A 17,457-nucleotide genomic window follows, 5' to 3' on the forward strand; every position below is an offset into this window, starting at 1 on the left:
GGTACTTTTTAGTGTTTAGAACAATTAAAGATATTGAAAACAAAATAAGTACAAATAATAGACAGAATACAACATATATACACCCAATTGCGAGTCATGAAGAAATAGCAAAATTAATTGTTGCATACTCGAACAGTAACGGTGGAGATATAGTCTTTGGAATACGAGATGATGGAAAAAGATTAGAAATAAAGAATTTTCCCTTTAGATTTGGTTTGGAGAGAGTTCAAAATTTGATAGAGGGTATTATAAATATTAAAAGTGAGTACTTTACTTTAAAAGACATTAGGCTATATTATATCTCTATTAATAAAGCAGAGGAATTAGTAACAGTAAATAAAACGATTTATAAAATTGGTGATAGTGGAGTGGCTGAACAGATGAAGAACCAGAAGATATTTATTTCATATTGTTGGAATGATGTAGCGTTTGCTGATTTAATTGATAATGATTTCAAAAATATGGGGTATACTTTGACTAGAGATGTTCGAAACATTGAGTTTAAAGATAGTATTAAAGATTTCATGAAAACTATTGGGAAACACGATTTTGTTATTAGTATTATTAGTGACCAATATTTAAAATCAGTAAATTGTATGTATGAGATATCTGAAGTTATGCGTTCGCGTGAATATAAAGAGAAAATGTTATTAGTTATACTAAAAGATTCTGATAAAGAATTTGTACCTTCACTTTCAGAGATACCGACTACAATTGCAGCTAATATATATTCTTTTGAGCAAAGGATAGGATATATATCATATTGGGAAGAGAAAGAGAAGGCATACTCGGAAATGATTCAGAAAATAACTCAAGATACAAATAAGATTGAACCTTTACAGGAGTTAAAAAGAATAAAGAGTATCACAAATAACGTCAGTGAATTTTTATCTGATATAAGTGATTGGAACAATACTAATTTAAGTGACCTAAAAGCATCTGACTATACAGCTTTTATAAAAGAAATTAACCAAAGTGTTAACTAAATGATTGCTTTGAATTTAGTTAATGCCATATACATAGTGGGAAATTGATATTTTATATCAATCTTTTTTATAAAACCAAACTCCACACAAAAATCAAACCCACGCATTTTGATCAAACTTTGTTCAAAATGTGTGGGTTTCTTCTATTATAAAATCAACGTTTGCAAAATGCTTTTAATTGAACTTTATTCGAAAGCTACATTATTAGCCAGAGGGGTTTTTTAATGCGGAAATGAGAAATGCATACTCTTTGCGATTGTAAAGAAATCCCCTTTTATATATTGAAAAGGATTAACACCTGCTTTATAATACGAGATGCATTCCGGTTAAAATCCATAAATGTAATCATTAGTAAATTATTTTTGTGCATGCCTCATCAGAAAGTAATCACCTCCAGCAATTTTCATCATGAATATCCATTATATAAACGTAATCAATCGATTACACATCCAAATTATGATTAAAAAAGACTTTAAAATCCCTTTTGTATTTGCCGACTCCTGATCCATTATGAATACCTCGACTGGATATGAAAATAACAACATTTTTGCAATAATCCGGTTCAATTCTTAAAAAAGTCCTGACAACAATGATAGGAGTGGAATGATGTCAAACCTTTTAGAAATCAGAAACATCAGCAAATCTTTTGGCCATAAAGCTGTTTTAAAGGATGTTACATTCAATGTGCCTGCCGGATCAATTGTCGGTTTTATCGGTGATAACGGCGCAGGCAAGTCAACAACATTTAAAACGATATTAGGATTAATCTCTCAGGATAGAGGTAAAGTGAAAATCTTTGGTAAAGAGAATCTGGATAAACATATAAAGTTCAAAGAAGATATTGGGGTCGTATTTGATGCGATGAATCTTCCTGCGCACCTTACGATAAAGCAGCTGAATCATGTATTTAAGAAACTATTCGGTGCTTGGGACCAAGATCATTTTTACCGGTTGGTTCATTCTTTCTCTTTACCTATGGACAAAAAAGTGAATACATTCTCGCGCGGCATGTCAATGAAGTTATCCGTAGCTGTTGCTTTGTCGCATAATGCACAATTATTACTCCTGGATGAAGCAACGGGAGGGCTTGATCCCTCTTCAAGAGATGATCTGTTAAATGAATTAAAAAGCTTTGTGAGTAAAAGCAACGGCGGTATTTTACTTTCATCGCACATTATGACTGATGTCGAGAAGATAGCCAGCCATATCGTTATTATGAAAGATGGAGAAATTTTATTAAATGAAGAGAAAGATAAGGTTCTTGAAAGCTATACCGTTATAGACGTTGATGAAGGCCAATTGGCTGAGCTAGACGAAGAAATCGTTCTAGCAAAAAGGAATCATGGATCTTATTGGAGTGTGCTTGTATCGGATCAACAGAAGTTGCCGAATGGCGTATCGGCCAACACCATTTCCATAGAAGAAATCAGCGTCTTTTTAACGAGGAGTGAAAACATTGAGAGGTCTGTTACTGACTAACTATTACTTGGTTTATCGGAGTTTCTTTGCATACACGGGGTTGGCCATATTGGTATCAGCAGTCATTTTTTATTTTGGGGATGCTTCAATGCATCGTTTTGTTGCTATGCTGATTATTTTGTTTGTCGTCATGCCCGCACTTGAGGTTATAAAGTATGAGAGCAAGTCTGGCTATGACAGGTATGTCCTGACTTTACCGGTCAGCAGAACAAATATTGTTCAAAGCCACTATGTCTTCTATCTTTTGATTGTTGTGATCGGAGCCGTAATATCTTATGGTATTTTCCTTGTATACAGCCTGGGTTCTGATGAACCGATTGACGGCATATTTAATATTGTCTCTTTTGGAACGTTCATCGTTCTCTTTGCCGGTGCAATCGTTTATCCTCTTCTCTACATGATAGGCCCGGAAAAATCCGATGCTATCGTGATTGGAGGAGCAATGGGGGGACTTTTTGCTACGTTTGGATTGCAAAGTGTCGCTGGGTATGCAGCAGAACAAGTACCGCTGTCATTTTTGCACATAAATCCTTCTTTATATGTTCCGATTATATATCTCATGATCGGCGTTATCTTATATATCATTTCATTTTTCATTGCCGCAGCTATATATCATAAAAAAGAATTTTAGCAACTGATCAAGTTATAACAGGATACGGCATGGCACGGGCTCATAAATTCACTTTAACTCCAAGCAGACAGCCGCCCGCACAATGGGCGGCTGTTCTTCTAATTAAAACTGCGTTGTCACATCGTACTCATAATCAATCTTCAATTTTACATTTTTCATAGTCGATTTTGCTGTTGCGAGTGTGTTGTATTTAAAATTCCAGATGCTTGAGACTGAGAGGTTATCATCCAGTGTGATACCGTAATTTCCTTGAGTGGAGCTGTTTGCAAGTGCACGGTGCCACACTTTATTTTCTTCCGACATGATGTAGTGGCTTGTATTTCCTTGGCTTGGTGTTTGGGTTGCGGTGGTGTTGATTCTTTTCACTGTGGCGTCTCTTGGAATGCTTGTCTGTTTGGTTAAGTCGAGTCTAAGAACAGTTGAATCTGATCCATTCGGACTGAGGCCTGTGTTCCCTTTATTTTCAGCTGTACCGCTGAATGAGAAGGTCTCACTGCCGGATTTGATTCGGTCGTAAATAGAGAGTGTAAAGTACATATCGTCAGTGTAGGAGCCGCGGGACACTTTCACGTAGAACGTCTCGTTATTTTCTTTCGCATCTGTATTCGCATAGATAAAAGGTAGCGCCGTATCAGGATTTATCACTTCTGTGCCTTTACTGATCAGTACTTTATTTTTATTATAAATTTCAATGTCCATTCCCTTGTATTCACTTCTTGTTGAACTCCTGACATAAAGTCTTTCTCCCTTATTTGCCGTGAAAGTGAAATACGAATCTTTTTCCCCTTTTGGCAATATGGCAGTATCAATATTTTTATATTTCCAGTAGCCTACCGGATTGGCAGTTTCAAATGAATGATTTCCTGTAATGGCGCTTATTTGTAACGAGTTCTTTTGAGACGCAGAGGCTGAAGGTGAAGATGCAAACAATGCGCCTGATAAAACGATGACACTGACAAATAGAATCAATATACACTTCTTCATGGAAAAATCCCCCTTTTTGACTACATCATACATAAAAACATTAGCTATGTAAACATTTGTTATTTAAGGTTAAAATCAACTGGGAAACAGCCGATACAAACACTAGAACATCATCTCAAGCGGAGGTTAAAAACATGCGCCTAAACGCTCGATATATAAAAAATCAAGTAATGGTTCAGCAAGTGCTTCAGCGGTATTCTTCCAAAACAAATGTGAAAGATGCGGCAAAAGGATCGGACAGCTTATTGATTCAGACAGGCGGGAGCCGCGATCTGAGCCAGGTGAATTATTCAAGGAGCGGTGTCACTGAGAAAGGGAGCAGCCTGTCCCGTTTATATCAATCTGCAAATCAGAAAACGATTACGGATAATGGGAATGAGACGGTAATAGACGCTAATAATCCATATGAGTCTGAGAGTGATATTGCGAGCAAGATTCTTGATGAGAAATACAGCCGTATCAATGAAATCAATAAACGAAAACCAGATCCTTTGCATTATATTAAGGACAAATACCAGCGTGCCGATTCACCTTATTTCAGAAGTGATTTATCAGAATCGGAGCGTCAGGCCGCTTATCATAATGAAACGGAATGGCTGTTTAAGGGGAAAGCCCAGAGCTATGATTTCCGTGATGCGGCGTTTCGGGGTGAAACGCTCAACGGAGAGATTCAAGTCGAAAATGAAAAGGTGTTTCAGCGCGGGCAGGTGAATCAGCAGATTGAGATGCTTTTCCATCGGAATCATATTCAGATTCCGGAGGGTGCGAATCTTACATTTACGATATCACCGATTGATTATCTGTTGAAAGTGAGCGGGACTGACGATAAAGAGCTCACTCAGCAGATTGAAGCTGTCTTAAACTCCGGGGAAAACAGCAAAGAGCTGTTTGCGCACATCATTCGCAGCCGGAGTGATGACTCCTCGCAGTTTACGCCGGAAACATATGAGAAATATCAAGTCGTTCGGGAAATGTACGAGGTGACCGGCTATCATCTGAAAGACTTGCAGATCGTGGACGGAAAGTACGTCACAGAAGACGGACGCGACCTTTTAGACGTCTATAAGGAAGCGCTGCAGCAAGATCCTTTGTTGAGACATACGGCCGCAGAAGCGGCCGCCCATTACGGACAGGGGCTCACGAAGCTTGCGAGAACGGGTTATGACGCCATTCCTGATTTGGTGCTGTCCATTGAGTATAAAAACGGATCTCTGCGTGATGTCGGCCAAAGCAGGCAATACGGATCTGGGGATACAGACTGGCTTTCTGAATGGAAACGGGAGCTGGGTGTGCGTATATAAAATGAGAAAAAAGCTGACAAATGATGCCGTCAGCTTTTCTTTATGCGTTTACTTAAAACTCCTCATACTCCGCCGGATCTTGGCCGTTTATGCGTCCGTCGGGGCGGGTAAGCGAGTCGATGATGTTCATGTCGTTTTCATCAAGGGAGAAATCAAAAACGGAGATGTTTTCAAGCTGGCGCTCGGGCGATGCTGATTTTGGAATCGGGATGGCGCCCATCTGGATATGCCAGCGTAAAATGACTTGAGAAATGGTTTTGCCGTATTTGTCCGCAATCCGTCCGAGTTTTTGATCGTTCAATACTTCGCCGGCGCGGGATAACGGACTCCATGATTCTGTCACGATGCCCTGTTCTTCGTGCCATTGGCGCTGCTGCTGCTGATTAAAAGCGGGATGCAGTTCGATTTGGTTGATGCCTGGCTTTACGCCGGTTTCACGTTCGAGCCGTTCGATATGCTCAGGCAGGAAATTGCAGACGCCGATGGATCGGATCAGACCCCATTTTTTCGCATCAATCAGTGCCTGCCATGCTTCCGTGTAGCGGTCTTGTTTCGGATTCGGCCAATGGACGAGATACAGGTCATAGTAGTCCAGACCGGCGCGGTATAAAGATTCTTGGATGGTCTGTACAGCTTTGTCATAGTCATGGTAGCGTCCGGGCAGCTTGGACGTCACGTATAGCTGTTCTCTCGGAACAGAGCTTCTCTTGATGGCTTCTCCGACCGTCCCTTCATTTTCATAGTTATAAGCGGTGTCAATCAGACGGTAGCCGATATCAATGGCGCTGGTAATGGCATGAACGCCGTTGTTTCCGTTAAGAGCGTATGTACCGAAGCCGATCGCGGGAATGCTTGTCCCATCCAGCAGTTTCTTTTGCGGAATTGCTTCAGTCATCATTAAATCCCTCCTTGTTTTCTACTTTACCATTATTCTTACAAATGAAACTTAATAATGGAAGGAAATGAGATGATCCGCACATGAAAAAAGCTGACGGAGAATCGTCAGCTTTAAATTTGAAACATCCATGCTACGACGGGGCCGAAGACCGACCCTAACACGGCGCAGAGCGTCATGGAAACAGAACTCATGGAGACCGTTAATTCTCCGTACTCCATTGCTTTTGAGGTGCCGAGCGCATGGGAAGCGCTCCCGAATGCAATTCCTTTCCCGAGTGAGCTGCGGATGCGGATCCACTTGAGAAGCAGCGGTCCTAAGATAACGCCGGAAAACCCTGCGATCATGACGAACACGACTGTCATGGAAGGGACACCGCCGATACCGGACGCAATCTGTATGGCGACAGGCGTCGTAATTGATTTTGGGATAATTGACAAAATCAAACTCCGGCTGATGCCGAACAGCTCTGCAAATAGCAGGCCGCTGACCATTCCGGAGAATAAACCGGCCAACACGCCGCCGATGATCGGAAACATATACTTGATTAATACCCGGCGCTGCTTATAAAGCGGGTATGCCAAAGCCACCACGGCGGGTCCGAGCAGTGAATTGATCCATTGGCCGCCGATCATATAGTCTTTATACGAAATATGAAAAACAAGCAGCACGGCGATAATGAAAATCGTAGTCGTCAAAACCGGTATGAGAAAGGGATATGGAAAGCGCACATATAACTTCACCATAGCCAGATAGGCGGCGGCCGTGAACAAAATTATAAGGATTGCGATACATGCTTGCTGCACTTCTTTTTCTCCTTTCTCTGATTGGCTTTGTGCTCTAACAGCTGGCTGGCGTACCCTGCGGCGATCATTGTGACGATGGTGCTCAGCACGATGATCAGAAACAGAGCAGCCCCGCTGGCGGAAAACAGTGACGGGTAATTGATGACGCCCGTCATGGCCGGAATGAATAACAGCGGAAGAAAAGACAGCAAAAATCCGGCTCCTTCTTCAATCATTTTGACGGGAATGATCTTAACCGATAAACATATGATCAGCAGGATCAAACCGATGATACTTCCGGGAATGGGCAGGTGAAAGAACTGCTGAACGGCTCCCCCGATAAAGGAAAATGCGAATAAAATAATGATTTGCAGTATGATGCGTATGACTTTCACGACAATGCTGTTCTTTGGAGAAGAGCAGCTTCCCCCTTTCTTGATGCTTCGGTAAGTTTCTTTACTTTTTACGCATATATTTGTACTATACAAATATATGTATGCAAAATCTTTCTATATGTTTTCTGAGTAAATGTGCATATGTTTGTATTATACAACTAATATTGCTGTTGTCAATGTAAGGAGTGAGGCTGTTTGTCAAAACAAGATCCGATTGAATTAATTGAATATGAGCTCACCACTTTTATCAGGAGAGCTGTTTATCTTGATAACTCCGACCGTAAAATCGGACATCTGGAAAGGGCTGCGTATTTGTTATTACGGCAGCTGGATGAATTCGGGCCGGCGCGTGTGAAGGAATTGGCCGAATCATTTAAGCTGGATATTTCCACATTGTCACGCCAGGCCGCGGCCTTGGAGTCGAAAGAGCTGATCCAGCGTTTTTCCGATCCTTCTGACGGGCGGGTCAGTCTGTTTGCGATTACGAAGCTTGGCAAACAGAGGTTAAAAGCTGATAAAAAGATGCGTCTTGAGCGGTATCATCGTATGCTTGACGATTGGTCCGGCGATGAAAAAGAAATGTTCGGCCGGCTTTTGCTGCGGCTGAATGAGGCATTTATCGATTAATGCATGATTTTTGCCGAGTTAAGCAGGATTATGGCGTATACAAGGGAGAATGGAAGAGGGTAAGGCTTTACGCCATTCTGCTTAGCAAAAATAATATTGAATAGGGGGCGGAACATGTTTCTCCAGGGGACATCCTGTTTCTCGGAGGCTGCGGCATTTATTATCTCAATATTCATAATTCAATAAAAATGAAAGCGCTTTATTTTCGGTTTGTTGATTTAGGGTGCAAGGTGTTTACCTGAAAAAAACAATTGTATTTTCCACGGAAATTTATTATGATGGAATAAGGAAATTGGAGATTATATAACAATAGAAAGATAGAATATTTCTAATATTGCGGGAAATGAAGAGTGAGTTAGGTTCAACAGGTGCACCTTCTGCTTCATTATTTCACATATATCAGAGCTGTTAAGAGGAGGAAGCGAAGTGGCAAACAAAGAATTAAAGAGAGGCTTAGGCGCGCGTCATATACAGATGATTGCGCTGGGCGGCACGATCGGTGTCGGTTTATTCATGGGGTCATCCAGCACGATCGGATGGACCGGGCCGTCTGTCCTGCTGGCTTATGCGATCTCGGGTATCTTTATCTTTTTTATCATGCGTGCGATGGGCGAAATGCTCTATGTAGAGCCGAGTACAGGGTCGTTTGCGACGTTCGGCCATAAGTATATACATCCGTTAGCCGGCTATATGACGGCGTGGAGCAACTGGTTTCAATGGGTGATCGTCGGGATGTCTGAAATTATCGCCGTCGGTTCGTATATGAAATATTGGTTTCCTGATCTGCCGGCATGGATTCCCGGCATTATCGCCATGGCCATTCTCGGTGCGGCGAATTTAATTTCGGTAAAATCTTTCGGTGAGTTTGAATTTTGGTTTGCCATGATCAAAATCGTCACCATTATTCTGATGATTGTGGCCGGAATCGGGATTATTTTCTTCGGTTTCGGTAACGGAGGGCATGCGATCGGATTATCTAATTTATGGTCGCACGGCGGTTTCTTTACGAATGGTTTTTCAGGATTTTTCTTTGCCTTGTCTTTGGTCGTTGCGGCCTATCAAGGGGTCGAACTGATCGGGATTACGGCAGGGGAAGCGAAGGACCCGCAAAAAACGCTGCGAAGCGCGATTCAGAGTATTATTTGGCGGATTTTAATTTTCTACATCGGTGCGATTTTCGTAATCGTTACCGTATATCCGTGGAATGAGCTTCACTCACTCGGCAGTCCGTTTGTTTCGACATTTGCGAAAGTCGGGATTACGGCGGCGGCCGGTTTGATTAACTTTGTTGTGATTACCGCTGCGATGTCCGGATGCAACAGCGGGATATTCAGTGCGGGACGCATGCTTTATACATTGGGCGTGAACGGACAGGCCCCGAAATTCTTTAAGAAAGTTTCTTCGAGCGGTGTGCCGATATTCGGTACGTTTGCCGTATTAATCGGACTTGTGATCGGTGTCGTGCTGAACTACATCGCGCCTCCGAAAATTTTTGTCTATGTGTACAGCGCGAGTGTGCTGCCGGGAATGATTCCGTGGTTCGTCATTTTAATCAGCCATCTCGGTTTCAGAAGAGCGAAGGGCGCTGAGCTTGATAAGCATCCGTTTAAAATGCCTTTTGCGCCGTTTACAAACTATTTGACGATCGCTTTCTTACTCATGGTATTGATCGGCATGTGGTTTAACAAAGATACGCGGATTTCTTTGGTTGTCGGGGTGATTTTCCTGGCGATAGTGACGGTCAGCTATTATGCGTTCGGTATCGGCAAGCGCATGCCTGGTGAAAAATCGAAAATAGAAGACGCTGTATAATTCAAAAAGACACCTCTCTTACAGGGGTGTCTTTTTCGGCTTGTCCGCGAGTGGTATACTGGTTAAAAAAAGCAGAACCGGGGGAAACATCGATGAGTCATTACCGTACGTTATTATTTGATATAGACAATACGCTGCTGGATTTTACCGCTTCAGAAACCGATGCTCTTCAAAAATTGTTTCAAGGTTCAAAGCTGGAGCTGACGGCAGAGGTGGAAGCCCGTTATAAAGCGTTAAATCAAGGGCTGTGGAAGGCGTTTGAAGAGGGGGAAATGACCCGCGATGAAGTGGTGAATACACGGTTTGCCCTTTTGTTTAAAGAATACGGCCTCGAAGCCGACGGCGTGCTGATGAATCAGGCGTACCGCCAATACTTAGAAGAAGGGCACCAGATGATAGACGGAGCTTATGAGCTGATTGAACGGCTGAGTCCTTTATTTGATTTATACATCGTGACGAACGGCGTCTCAAGATCACAATATAAGCGGCTGGGCGACTCCGGTCTGTATCCGTTCTTTAAAGATGTGTTTGTATCTGAGGACACGGGTTTTCAAAAGCCGATGAAGGAATACTTTGATTACGTGTTTGCGAGAATTCCCGGTTTTTCTGCCGAGGGCGGACTTATTATCGGCGATTCACTGAGCGCGGACATAAAAGGCGGCCAGATGGCGGGAATGGATACGTGCTGGTTTAATCCCGGAAAGAAAGCAAATGAGTCCGGAATCATCCCGACGTACGAGATTCATTCGCTTGATGAGCTGTATGATGTGCTGAACGTGGAGGTTGTCGCTTTATGATTTCTCAATATATGTATAATATAATTTATATCAAGTTGTCTCAGGAAGGATTATTATGAAAAATCTTTCTTCAATTAGTACAAGAGTGCTCATAGAAAAAACCATTATTTGTTTTTCCTTATATTCTATTATCAGTTCTATTTTTAAAACGCCAACTTTCACGGCTTCGGAATCCGCTTACCTGCTGATAATCACCATTTTTTTAGTCGTCAACGATCATATCAGATTAAAATACCTAAGCGGTCAGTATTCTTTTAGATATTATGCATCTTTTTTAGTAAGTAACCTTTTATCAGGCATTTTATTGTTTAAAATTAACTGTCTCGGTTCTCAAATATATAATATTTTCTTACTGATCGAGATTATTGTAACAACTCGTAAACTGCCCTGGACTGTAGTAAGCCTGCATTTTATTATTTTTTTAACAGCTCTTAAAGCAGCAGGGACCAGCGGGAAAGATATATTGATGTCCTATTTAGTGATCATGGCTATTATTTATCTGTTTAGAAACGTACTGCTCGAAAAAGCAAAAATACAAACATTAAATAAAGAATTACAAAGTGTAAACACTAAACTTAAGAATTATTCTCAAAAGATTCAAGAGTTAACTATTTCTAAAGAGCGGACAAGAATTGCACAAGAGCTTCATGATTCCCTAGGGCATTATTTGATCGCATTAACAATGAATCTTGAATTCGCCGATAAAATAGTCAGTAAAAATCCCAGCGAGGCTAAACAAGTCATCAATAAGTCACATGATTTATCGAAGGAGTGTATTATTAACCTGAGAGAAGCTGTCGCTTTGCTCAATGACCCTGCTCCTCAAAAAGGGCTTCTGAAATCGATCAATGAGATTTTTGAAAATTTTCAGCAAACAAATGAAATAAAATTCGAGCTTGATATGGACAATAAAGTAGAGTCAGCTGATCCTGATATCAAGAATTGTCTCTATAAAACAGTACAAGAGTCTATAACGAACGGGATAAAACATGGAAATGCTACGTTTTTTTCAATAAGAATACGTAAGTCTTTTGAAAAAATCTCTATATCGATAACTGATAACGGAACAGGATGTTCTGAAATTAATAAGTCAAATGGAATAAAAGGAATAGAGAAAAGATTTGCTGCACTTGGAGGAGAGGTTGATTTTCATTCAGGGCTAGATTCAGGATTTACTGTGGAAGCCGTAATCCCCGAGATAGCAGATCTTTAATCCGAATGTGAGGAGGTATTGATATGGATATTATCATTGTGGATGATCAGCAAATTGTCAGGGAAGGGCTTAAAATGATTCTGAGTCTGCACGAGGAAATTAATATTGTAGGCGAAGCTTCTAATGGTGAACATTTATTAGATTTGCTAAAACAGATAAGGCCTGAAATCATTTTAATGGATATAAGAATGCCCATAATGGACGGCATTGAAGCAACAAAGCTAGTTAAAGAGAGATATCCGGATATTAAAGTGATTATCCTGACAACCTTTAATGATAGTGAATACATTTTTACTGGACTGAAAAGCGGTGCTGATGGTTACATACTGAAAGATTCTGATTCACAAGAAATTATTGATTCCATCAAAACAGCATGTGAAGGCAATATTCTGTTAAATCCTAAGGTAACGCTAAAAGTTGTAAAGGCTCTAAATTCGGTAGAACATAATAAAGAGCTTGTTCAAGAAAATAATGAAAAGGAACAGCTGGTGCAATTGCTTACTCCCAGAGAAAAAGAAGTCGCTAAACAGATTATGGAAGGGAAAAGCAACAAAGCTATAAGCGAAGCACTTTTTATTACTGAAGGCACAGTCAAAAATTATGTATCAAGAATACTGGAAAAACTTCAAATGAACAATCGAACGGAGCTTAGCTTATATTTACAAAAGCATATGTGATTCAACTTTTTTCCTTCAATCAGAAAGGAATTTCATCAAATTCCTTTCCTCCATTTTCTTCTGAATATATCCGGACTTACACCTTCCGTATATGACTAAAGTAACAATGCGATTCCTAACTAAAGTAATAAGGTAAATGAGTACTATAGTAAATTCTAAAAATATTCCATTCAGGTTAAAATAAAAGAACCGAAATACCACGAGGGGTGTTTTAATTATGCTCGAATTAAAAAAACTTACCAAAAAATATGATGACTTTACGGCAGTTAATAATATTTCGCTGACTGTAGAAGATGGAGAAGTATTCGGACTATTGGGTCCTAACGGTGCCGGCAAATCAACAATGGTTTCTATGATTAGCACTGTTCTTGCACCTACCAGCGGGACAATTAAAGTAGATAATAAATCACTTAAGGAAAAACCTATTGAGATAAAAAAAATAATGGGGGTTGTTCCACAGGATTTAGCTTTATATGAAACGTTAAGCGCCAAAGATAACTTGAACTTCTTCGGAAGCCTTTACGGGCTGAAAGGGAAAAAGCTAAAAGAAAGAACTGATGAGGTTCTGGAGATTATTGAACTGACAGATAAAAAAAATCAAAATGTATCAGAGTTTTCCGGGGGAATGAAACGCCGGGTCAACATAGGCGTGGCGTTAATGAATAATCCTAAATTATTAATTCTTGATGAGCCTACAGTAGGAATTGATCCGCAATCAAGAAATCATATTCTTGAAACAGTAAAAAGGCTGAATAAAGAAAAAGGAATGACTGTTATTTATACCAGCCACTACATGGAAGAAGTAGAGTATCTTTGCGAGAAGGTGGCAATTGTTGATCATGGATCTCTTATTGCTTTAGGAACGAAAGAAGAACTCAAGGAAAACTTAAATGCTTGTGACACTTTAACCGTTACTTTTAAGGGTGCTGATGAAGAGGCACTCAGCCGGATAAACAGCATTACAGGAATTGATAAAGTGACGGTAGATCATAAACAAATTTCAATGCTTGTATCGACGAAGGAAAGAAACATCATTGAAATTGTAGATGATATCAAAAATCTGGGGATCGACCTCACTAGCTTTAAGTACGAGGAAGTAAATTTGGAAAGCATTTTCCTTCAAATTACAGGGAAAAACCTAAGAGATTAGTAGGAGGAGGCTATCTTGAGAAAATTATTCAACTTATTTTTTCTTGATTTTAAGCTGTTAACAAAAAATAAGTCATTTTATTTAAAGCTGATGCTGTTTCCATCACTGCTAATCCTCATATTGGGCAGTGTGTTCAGTAATTCAGATTCAAAAATCGAAGCATTTGATGTAGCTTTTTACTCAGCAGATTCAGGGGAGAGTGTTTCTTTAGGTGATGTCTTAAAGGATAAAGTTTTTAAGAAAGGCGATCTCAAAGATATCATTCATTTAAAAGAAGCTGAGAGCTACAATGACGGTGAAAAATTAGTTAAAGAAGGAAAGGCTGCAGCTTTTATCTATGTACCGGAACACTTTACGAAAGCCGTTATGAACAACGGGAAAACAAATATCGATTTAATTGGAGATAATAACAAGACCATAGATAAAAATATTGTTCAGGCTGTTTTGGAGGGCTTTACGAAAAGCGTGAAAACAATGAGCGCTGAGCAACAAGAAGTAATAAAACATATCAGCTCCGGCGGCAGCGTACCAAAAGAAAAAATAGAAAAAATGATGAACGATTTGGCCGATAATGACGGGATCTCCGCTGATATCCCAAAAGCAGCGACAAATAAAAATGCGGTTCCTGTCGATTCCATGCAGTATTATTCAATTGCAATGGTTGTCATGTTTTCCATTATGACGGCTTTTGTGCTTGTTCACAGCATTGTTGATGAGCGGCAGAATAATACGCTGTTCAGAATTAAATCTACACCGACTTTAAATATTCAGTATGTGCTTGGAAAGTTGACAGGTATTATTTTTGCGATCTTAATGCAGATGACTGCTGTTATTCTGATAAGCTGGGTCGTATTCCGAATGAACTGGGGCAACTTGTTTGATATTTTTGTTATTACGGTAGTATACGCATTTGCTATAGGCAGCATTGTATTGTTTTGGGGTTTTACCGCTAAGGACCACGTGGCGGTGTCCAGTATGGCTTCTCCGGTTCTTTATATTTTTAGTTTTTTGGGAGGCAGTTTTATTTCTAAGAACGGACTGCCTGATAGCTTGAGGGTTGTTCAAGAGATCATACCGAACGGTAAGGCAATAAACTCTTATTTAAAAGTCAAACAGAATATTGGTCTTAGCGGCATGTATATTGATTTGCTTGAGCTAATTGGTATTGGTCTCATCTTTGTCTTTATTAATATTATGGTATTCAACCGGAAGAAGGTGGCGTAGTAGTGCAATTGATTGCCATGATTAAACATCAGCTGAAACTGATGCTCCGAAATAGATTAGCAATTTTTGCAACGATTTCGGTGCCGTTAATCCTTACATTTTTGTTCTCTTTTTCTCAAGATACGGATAGCAAAGAGAACTTGTATATAGCCAATGCTGATAAAAGTAACTATGCTGCAAAGCTCATTGAAATGATAAAAGAGCATAAAAATATTAAAGTTATAAAGCTAACGGAAAATGAATTAAAGAAAAAAGTCGATGATCAGGATATTCCTTTTGGGGTCGTTATTGAAAAAGGTTTTGGAAAGGATTTGACGGACAATCACAAGATAAAAATGAAAATCATCCAAAACTACGAGAACGGCAGCGGAACATTGTTAGAGCAGCTGGTCACAAATGAGGCGGGAACTCTTAAAAAGGTAGTTAAAGATTCGCAATATATGTCTGCACAGTTGCATACGGACTCAAAAGATATAGAAAAGAACATTTTCAAGAAATTGAAAAACAATTCAGGAATAGAAGTGAATGACAAAACATTAAGTCAGGGTGAACATACTCAGGATAATGCGACCGTGAGATTAATTGGTTTTCTTGTAATGTTTATTTGGTTTGTTGTTATTCAAGGGTTAAGAACACTTATTGATGAAAAAGAGAATAATACTTTCAGCAGATTACTAAGTACGCCTATAAACTATACAAAATATGTTTTATCCAAAATGGCTGCTACTTATATTTCCGGAATCATTCATATAATCGTTATTATACTTGCGGGAAAATATTTACTCAAGATCAGCATAGGTCATAACATCTTTGCCATCGCTGTTATGCTCGCTGTTTATTTATTTGCATTGACCTGCATTACGATGATTATGGTTCCATTTATGAGAAGCCAAAAGCAGTTTACTTCTGCCGCATCGATCATAATTGCAGTAAGCGGGATGATAGGCGGTTCCTTTTTCTCATTGGAAATTGCTCCAAAATATATGCAGGTTATTTCTAAATTTACACCCGAAGCATGGGCAATACAGTCTTTAAACAACATTATCTTTAGTAAGAGTACCTTAGGAACTGAATGGCTTCCGATCGTAATTTTTGCAAGTGTCGGCTTATTAAGTATTATTGTATCTTTCATCTTAATAAGCAGGGAGATTAAAAAAAAGAAAAATTAAATCAACAATAATCTGATAAAATTAACAGATCAAAAAGGACGTGAGGGAATTGGGTATGGAAGAACTATTTGGAATGGCTGAATTAATTATAGGTGTACTCATGAATGTATTTATCGGTAAAATCGGGCAAGTTGCTTTTGGAAAAGATAACAGAACAACAAGGATCATTTTAAGAGTAATAGGAATCTTCCTCATCATCAACGGAGTTTCAAGAGCATTTCATATATAAAATGAGATAGTAAAAAACATCCTTTTCAGGGTGTTTTTTTATCGGGTTATTACAAAATTTCTGAGGTGAATTATGAAAAAAATATTTTGTCTTCCGTATGCAGGGGGATCAAGTGCAATATACTATAAATGGAGAAGGTTAATGAGTGACTCTTTAACAATACATCCTATTGAGTTAAAAGGAAGAGGTACAAGAATTAACGAAGATTTTTATGAACATATAGATGAGGCTGTTAATGATATATATGATCTGATAAAGGATCAAATCAGGGAGTGTGATTATGCTTTATTCGGCCACAGTATGGGAGGCCGATTAGTTTATAAGTTATATAGTAAAATTGCTGAAATGCAGCAGAAGAAGCCAAATCACATATTTTTCTCCGGCTGCGGCATTCCTAAAACGAAGAAAGCAGAGGGGATGATTCATGCTTTGCCGGATAATTTATTTTTGCAAAGAATCATGGATATGGGCGGGACTTCGGAAGAACTGTTACATAACAAGGAATTACAACAATTATATCTTCCTATTTTAAGAAGTGATTTCAAAATGTTGGAAGAGGATGTTATTTCTGAAAATAAGACTGTTATGGACTGTGATATAACAGTGTTGCATGGTAATAATGACAAGACGATAAGCTCAGATTTAATATGTAAGTGGGGACATTATACTTTAGGGAAATGCAATTTTTATACGTTTGAAGGAAATCATTTTTTTATTCATCAATTTTCGAATGAAATAACTGACATTATAAATAAAACCTTGAGATGAATTTTTGATTAAAAAATCGGGAGTGTTACTTTGTCCCGGTTTTTTTTTATGTTAATACGAAAAATAAAAACTGGGTTAATGTGCTTAGGTGTTTTTTCCCGCTAATTGACAACTCTCAAATATTTGTATAATATTTCTTAAAGATGGCTAGTTCTTCTTCATTATCCTTATTTTAAAAAAAGTGTTTGTACGGGTCTATATCATTAAAAAATGGTTTTTGCTGCCGATAAATAAACTGTCAGACTACAACAACAATTATTGGTGAGCGGTATTGCCTGTGATGCAGTTTAACATAAAAATCCACCGAAAGCCTCTGCTGTTTTAATTCAGTGAAT

18 protein-coding genes are annotated in these 17,457 nt (G+C 39.2%); 14 read left to right on the top strand and 4 right to left on the bottom strand.

Annotated elements, in window-relative coordinates; genetic code table 11:
* Positions 1-11 precede the first annotated feature (11 nt).
* The 3 genes from AC1RRX_RS15710 (at position 12) to AC1RRX_RS15720 (ending at position 3,096) form a co-directional block, all read left to right on the top strand.
* Positions 12-986: a TIR domain-containing protein gene (locus AC1RRX_RS15710; protein WP_025650151.1), complete on the top strand. Its 975-nt coding sequence runs from the start codon at positions 12-14 to the stop codon at positions 984-986.
* 606 nt (positions 987-1,592) lie between these two features.
* Entirely contained in the window at positions 1,593-2,465 is an 873-nt protein-coding gene (locus AC1RRX_RS15715; protein WP_144464814.1) for an ABC transporter ATP-binding protein, read from the top strand.
* The gene (locus tag AC1RRX_RS15720) at positions 2,443-3,096 is read left to right on the top strand and encodes an ABC-2 transporter permease (protein WP_144464816.1); all 654 of its coding nucleotides are present in this window, start codon (positions 2,443-2,445) and stop codon (positions 3,094-3,096) included. Before AC1RRX_RS15715 ends, AC1RRX_RS15720 begins: the two co-directional genes overlap by 23 nt.
* A gap of 102 nt (positions 3,097-3,198) precedes the next feature.
* Here AC1RRX_RS15720 and AC1RRX_RS15725 read toward each other — a convergent pair whose 3' ends face one another.
* Positions 3,199-4,080, bottom strand: coding sequence for a hypothetical protein (locus AC1RRX_RS15725; RefSeq protein ID WP_144464818.1), 882 nt, complete (start codon positions 4,078-4,080; stop codon positions 3,199-3,201).
* Between the two features lie 134 nt (positions 4,081-4,214).
* Between AC1RRX_RS15725 and AC1RRX_RS15730 the strand changes: the two genes are divergently transcribed.
* On the top strand, positions 4,215-5,381 hold the full coding sequence (locus AC1RRX_RS15730; protein ID WP_144464820.1) for a DUF4885 family protein: 1,167 nt from the start codon (positions 4,215-4,217) through the stop codon (positions 5,379-5,381).
* 52 nt (positions 5,382-5,433) lie between these two features.
* Here AC1RRX_RS15730 and AC1RRX_RS15735 read toward each other — a convergent pair whose 3' ends face one another.
* From AC1RRX_RS15735 to AC1RRX_RS15745, 3 genes are all read right to left on the bottom strand, one after another.
* Positions 5,434-6,279, bottom strand: coding sequence for an aldo/keto reductase (locus tag AC1RRX_RS15735; RefSeq protein WP_144464822.1), 846 nt, complete (start codon positions 6,277-6,279; stop codon positions 5,434-5,436).
* A gap of 110 nt (positions 6,280-6,389) precedes the next feature.
* Positions 6,390-7,082 (bottom strand): LrgB family protein, encoded by a 693-nt coding sequence (locus AC1RRX_RS15740; RefSeq protein WP_007408978.1) that lies wholly within the window; start codon positions 7,080-7,082, stop codon positions 6,390-6,392.
* Complete coding sequence (locus tag AC1RRX_RS15745; protein ID WP_085341690.1) at positions 7,052-7,456, bottom strand: CidA/LrgA family holin-like protein; 405 nt, start codon at positions 7,454-7,456, stop codon at positions 7,052-7,054. The genes AC1RRX_RS15740 and AC1RRX_RS15745 overlap by 31 nt, the downstream gene beginning before the upstream one ends.
* 195 nt (positions 7,457-7,651) lie before the next feature.
* Between AC1RRX_RS15745 and AC1RRX_RS15750 the strand changes: the two genes are divergently transcribed.
* The 10 genes from AC1RRX_RS15750 (at position 7,652) to AC1RRX_RS15795 (ending at position 17,122) form a co-directional block, all read left to right on the top strand.
* Positions 7,652-8,083 (top strand): MarR family winged helix-turn-helix transcriptional regulator, encoded by a 432-nt coding sequence (locus AC1RRX_RS15750; RefSeq protein ID WP_003156749.1) that lies wholly within the window; start codon positions 7,652-7,654, stop codon positions 8,081-8,083.
* Between the two features lie 426 nt (positions 8,084-8,509).
* On the top strand, positions 8,510-9,895 hold the full coding sequence (locus tag AC1RRX_RS15755) for an amino acid permease (protein WP_015416703.1): 1,386 nt from the start codon (positions 8,510-8,512) through the stop codon (positions 9,893-9,895).
* A 92-nt stretch (positions 9,896-9,987) separates the two neighbouring features.
* Entirely contained in the window at positions 9,988-10,692 is a 705-nt protein-coding gene (locus AC1RRX_RS15760) for a YjjG family noncanonical pyrimidine nucleotidase (RefSeq protein WP_061861104.1), read from the top strand.
* Positions 10,693-10,747: 55 nt separating this feature from the next.
* The gene (locus AC1RRX_RS15765; RefSeq protein ID WP_144464824.1) at positions 10,748-11,905 is read left to right on the top strand and encodes a sensor histidine kinase; all 1,158 of its coding nucleotides are present in this window, start codon (positions 10,748-10,750) and stop codon (positions 11,903-11,905) included.
* 23 nt (positions 11,906-11,928) lie between these two features.
* Positions 11,929-12,582 carry a response regulator transcription factor gene (locus tag AC1RRX_RS15770; protein WP_033575107.1) on the top strand — a complete coding sequence of 218 codons (654 nt, stop codon included), beginning with the start codon at positions 11,929-11,931 and terminating at the stop codon, positions 12,580-12,582.
* Positions 12,583-12,799: 217 nt separating this feature from the next.
* Complete coding sequence (locus tag AC1RRX_RS15775) at positions 12,800-13,732, top strand: ABC transporter ATP-binding protein (protein ID WP_024084826.1); 933 nt, start codon at positions 12,800-12,802, stop codon at positions 13,730-13,732.
* A 15-nt stretch (positions 13,733-13,747) separates the two neighbouring features.
* Positions 13,748-14,956, top strand: a complete 1,209-nt coding sequence (locus tag AC1RRX_RS15780) for an ABC transporter permease (protein WP_064107291.1) — start codon at positions 13,748-13,750, stop codon at positions 14,954-14,956.
* Between the two features lie 2 nt (positions 14,957-14,958).
* A complete protein-coding gene (locus tag AC1RRX_RS15785; protein WP_033575109.1) occupies positions 14,959-16,125 on the top strand; it encodes an ABC transporter permease in 1,167 nt (388 codons plus the stop codon).
* Between the two features lie 49 nt (positions 16,126-16,174).
* Complete coding sequence (locus AC1RRX_RS15790) at positions 16,175-16,354, top strand: hypothetical protein (protein WP_024084829.1); 180 nt, start codon at positions 16,175-16,177, stop codon at positions 16,352-16,354.
* A gap of 72 nt (positions 16,355-16,426) precedes the next feature.
* The gene (locus AC1RRX_RS15795; protein WP_094032877.1) at positions 16,427-17,122 is read left to right on the top strand and encodes a thioesterase II family protein; all 696 of its coding nucleotides are present in this window, start codon (positions 16,427-16,429) and stop codon (positions 17,120-17,122) included.
* Positions 17,123-17,457: the final 335 nt, after the last annotated feature.

It is taken from the genome of Bacillus sp. GW821-FHT11D08, from assembly GCF_058808515.1.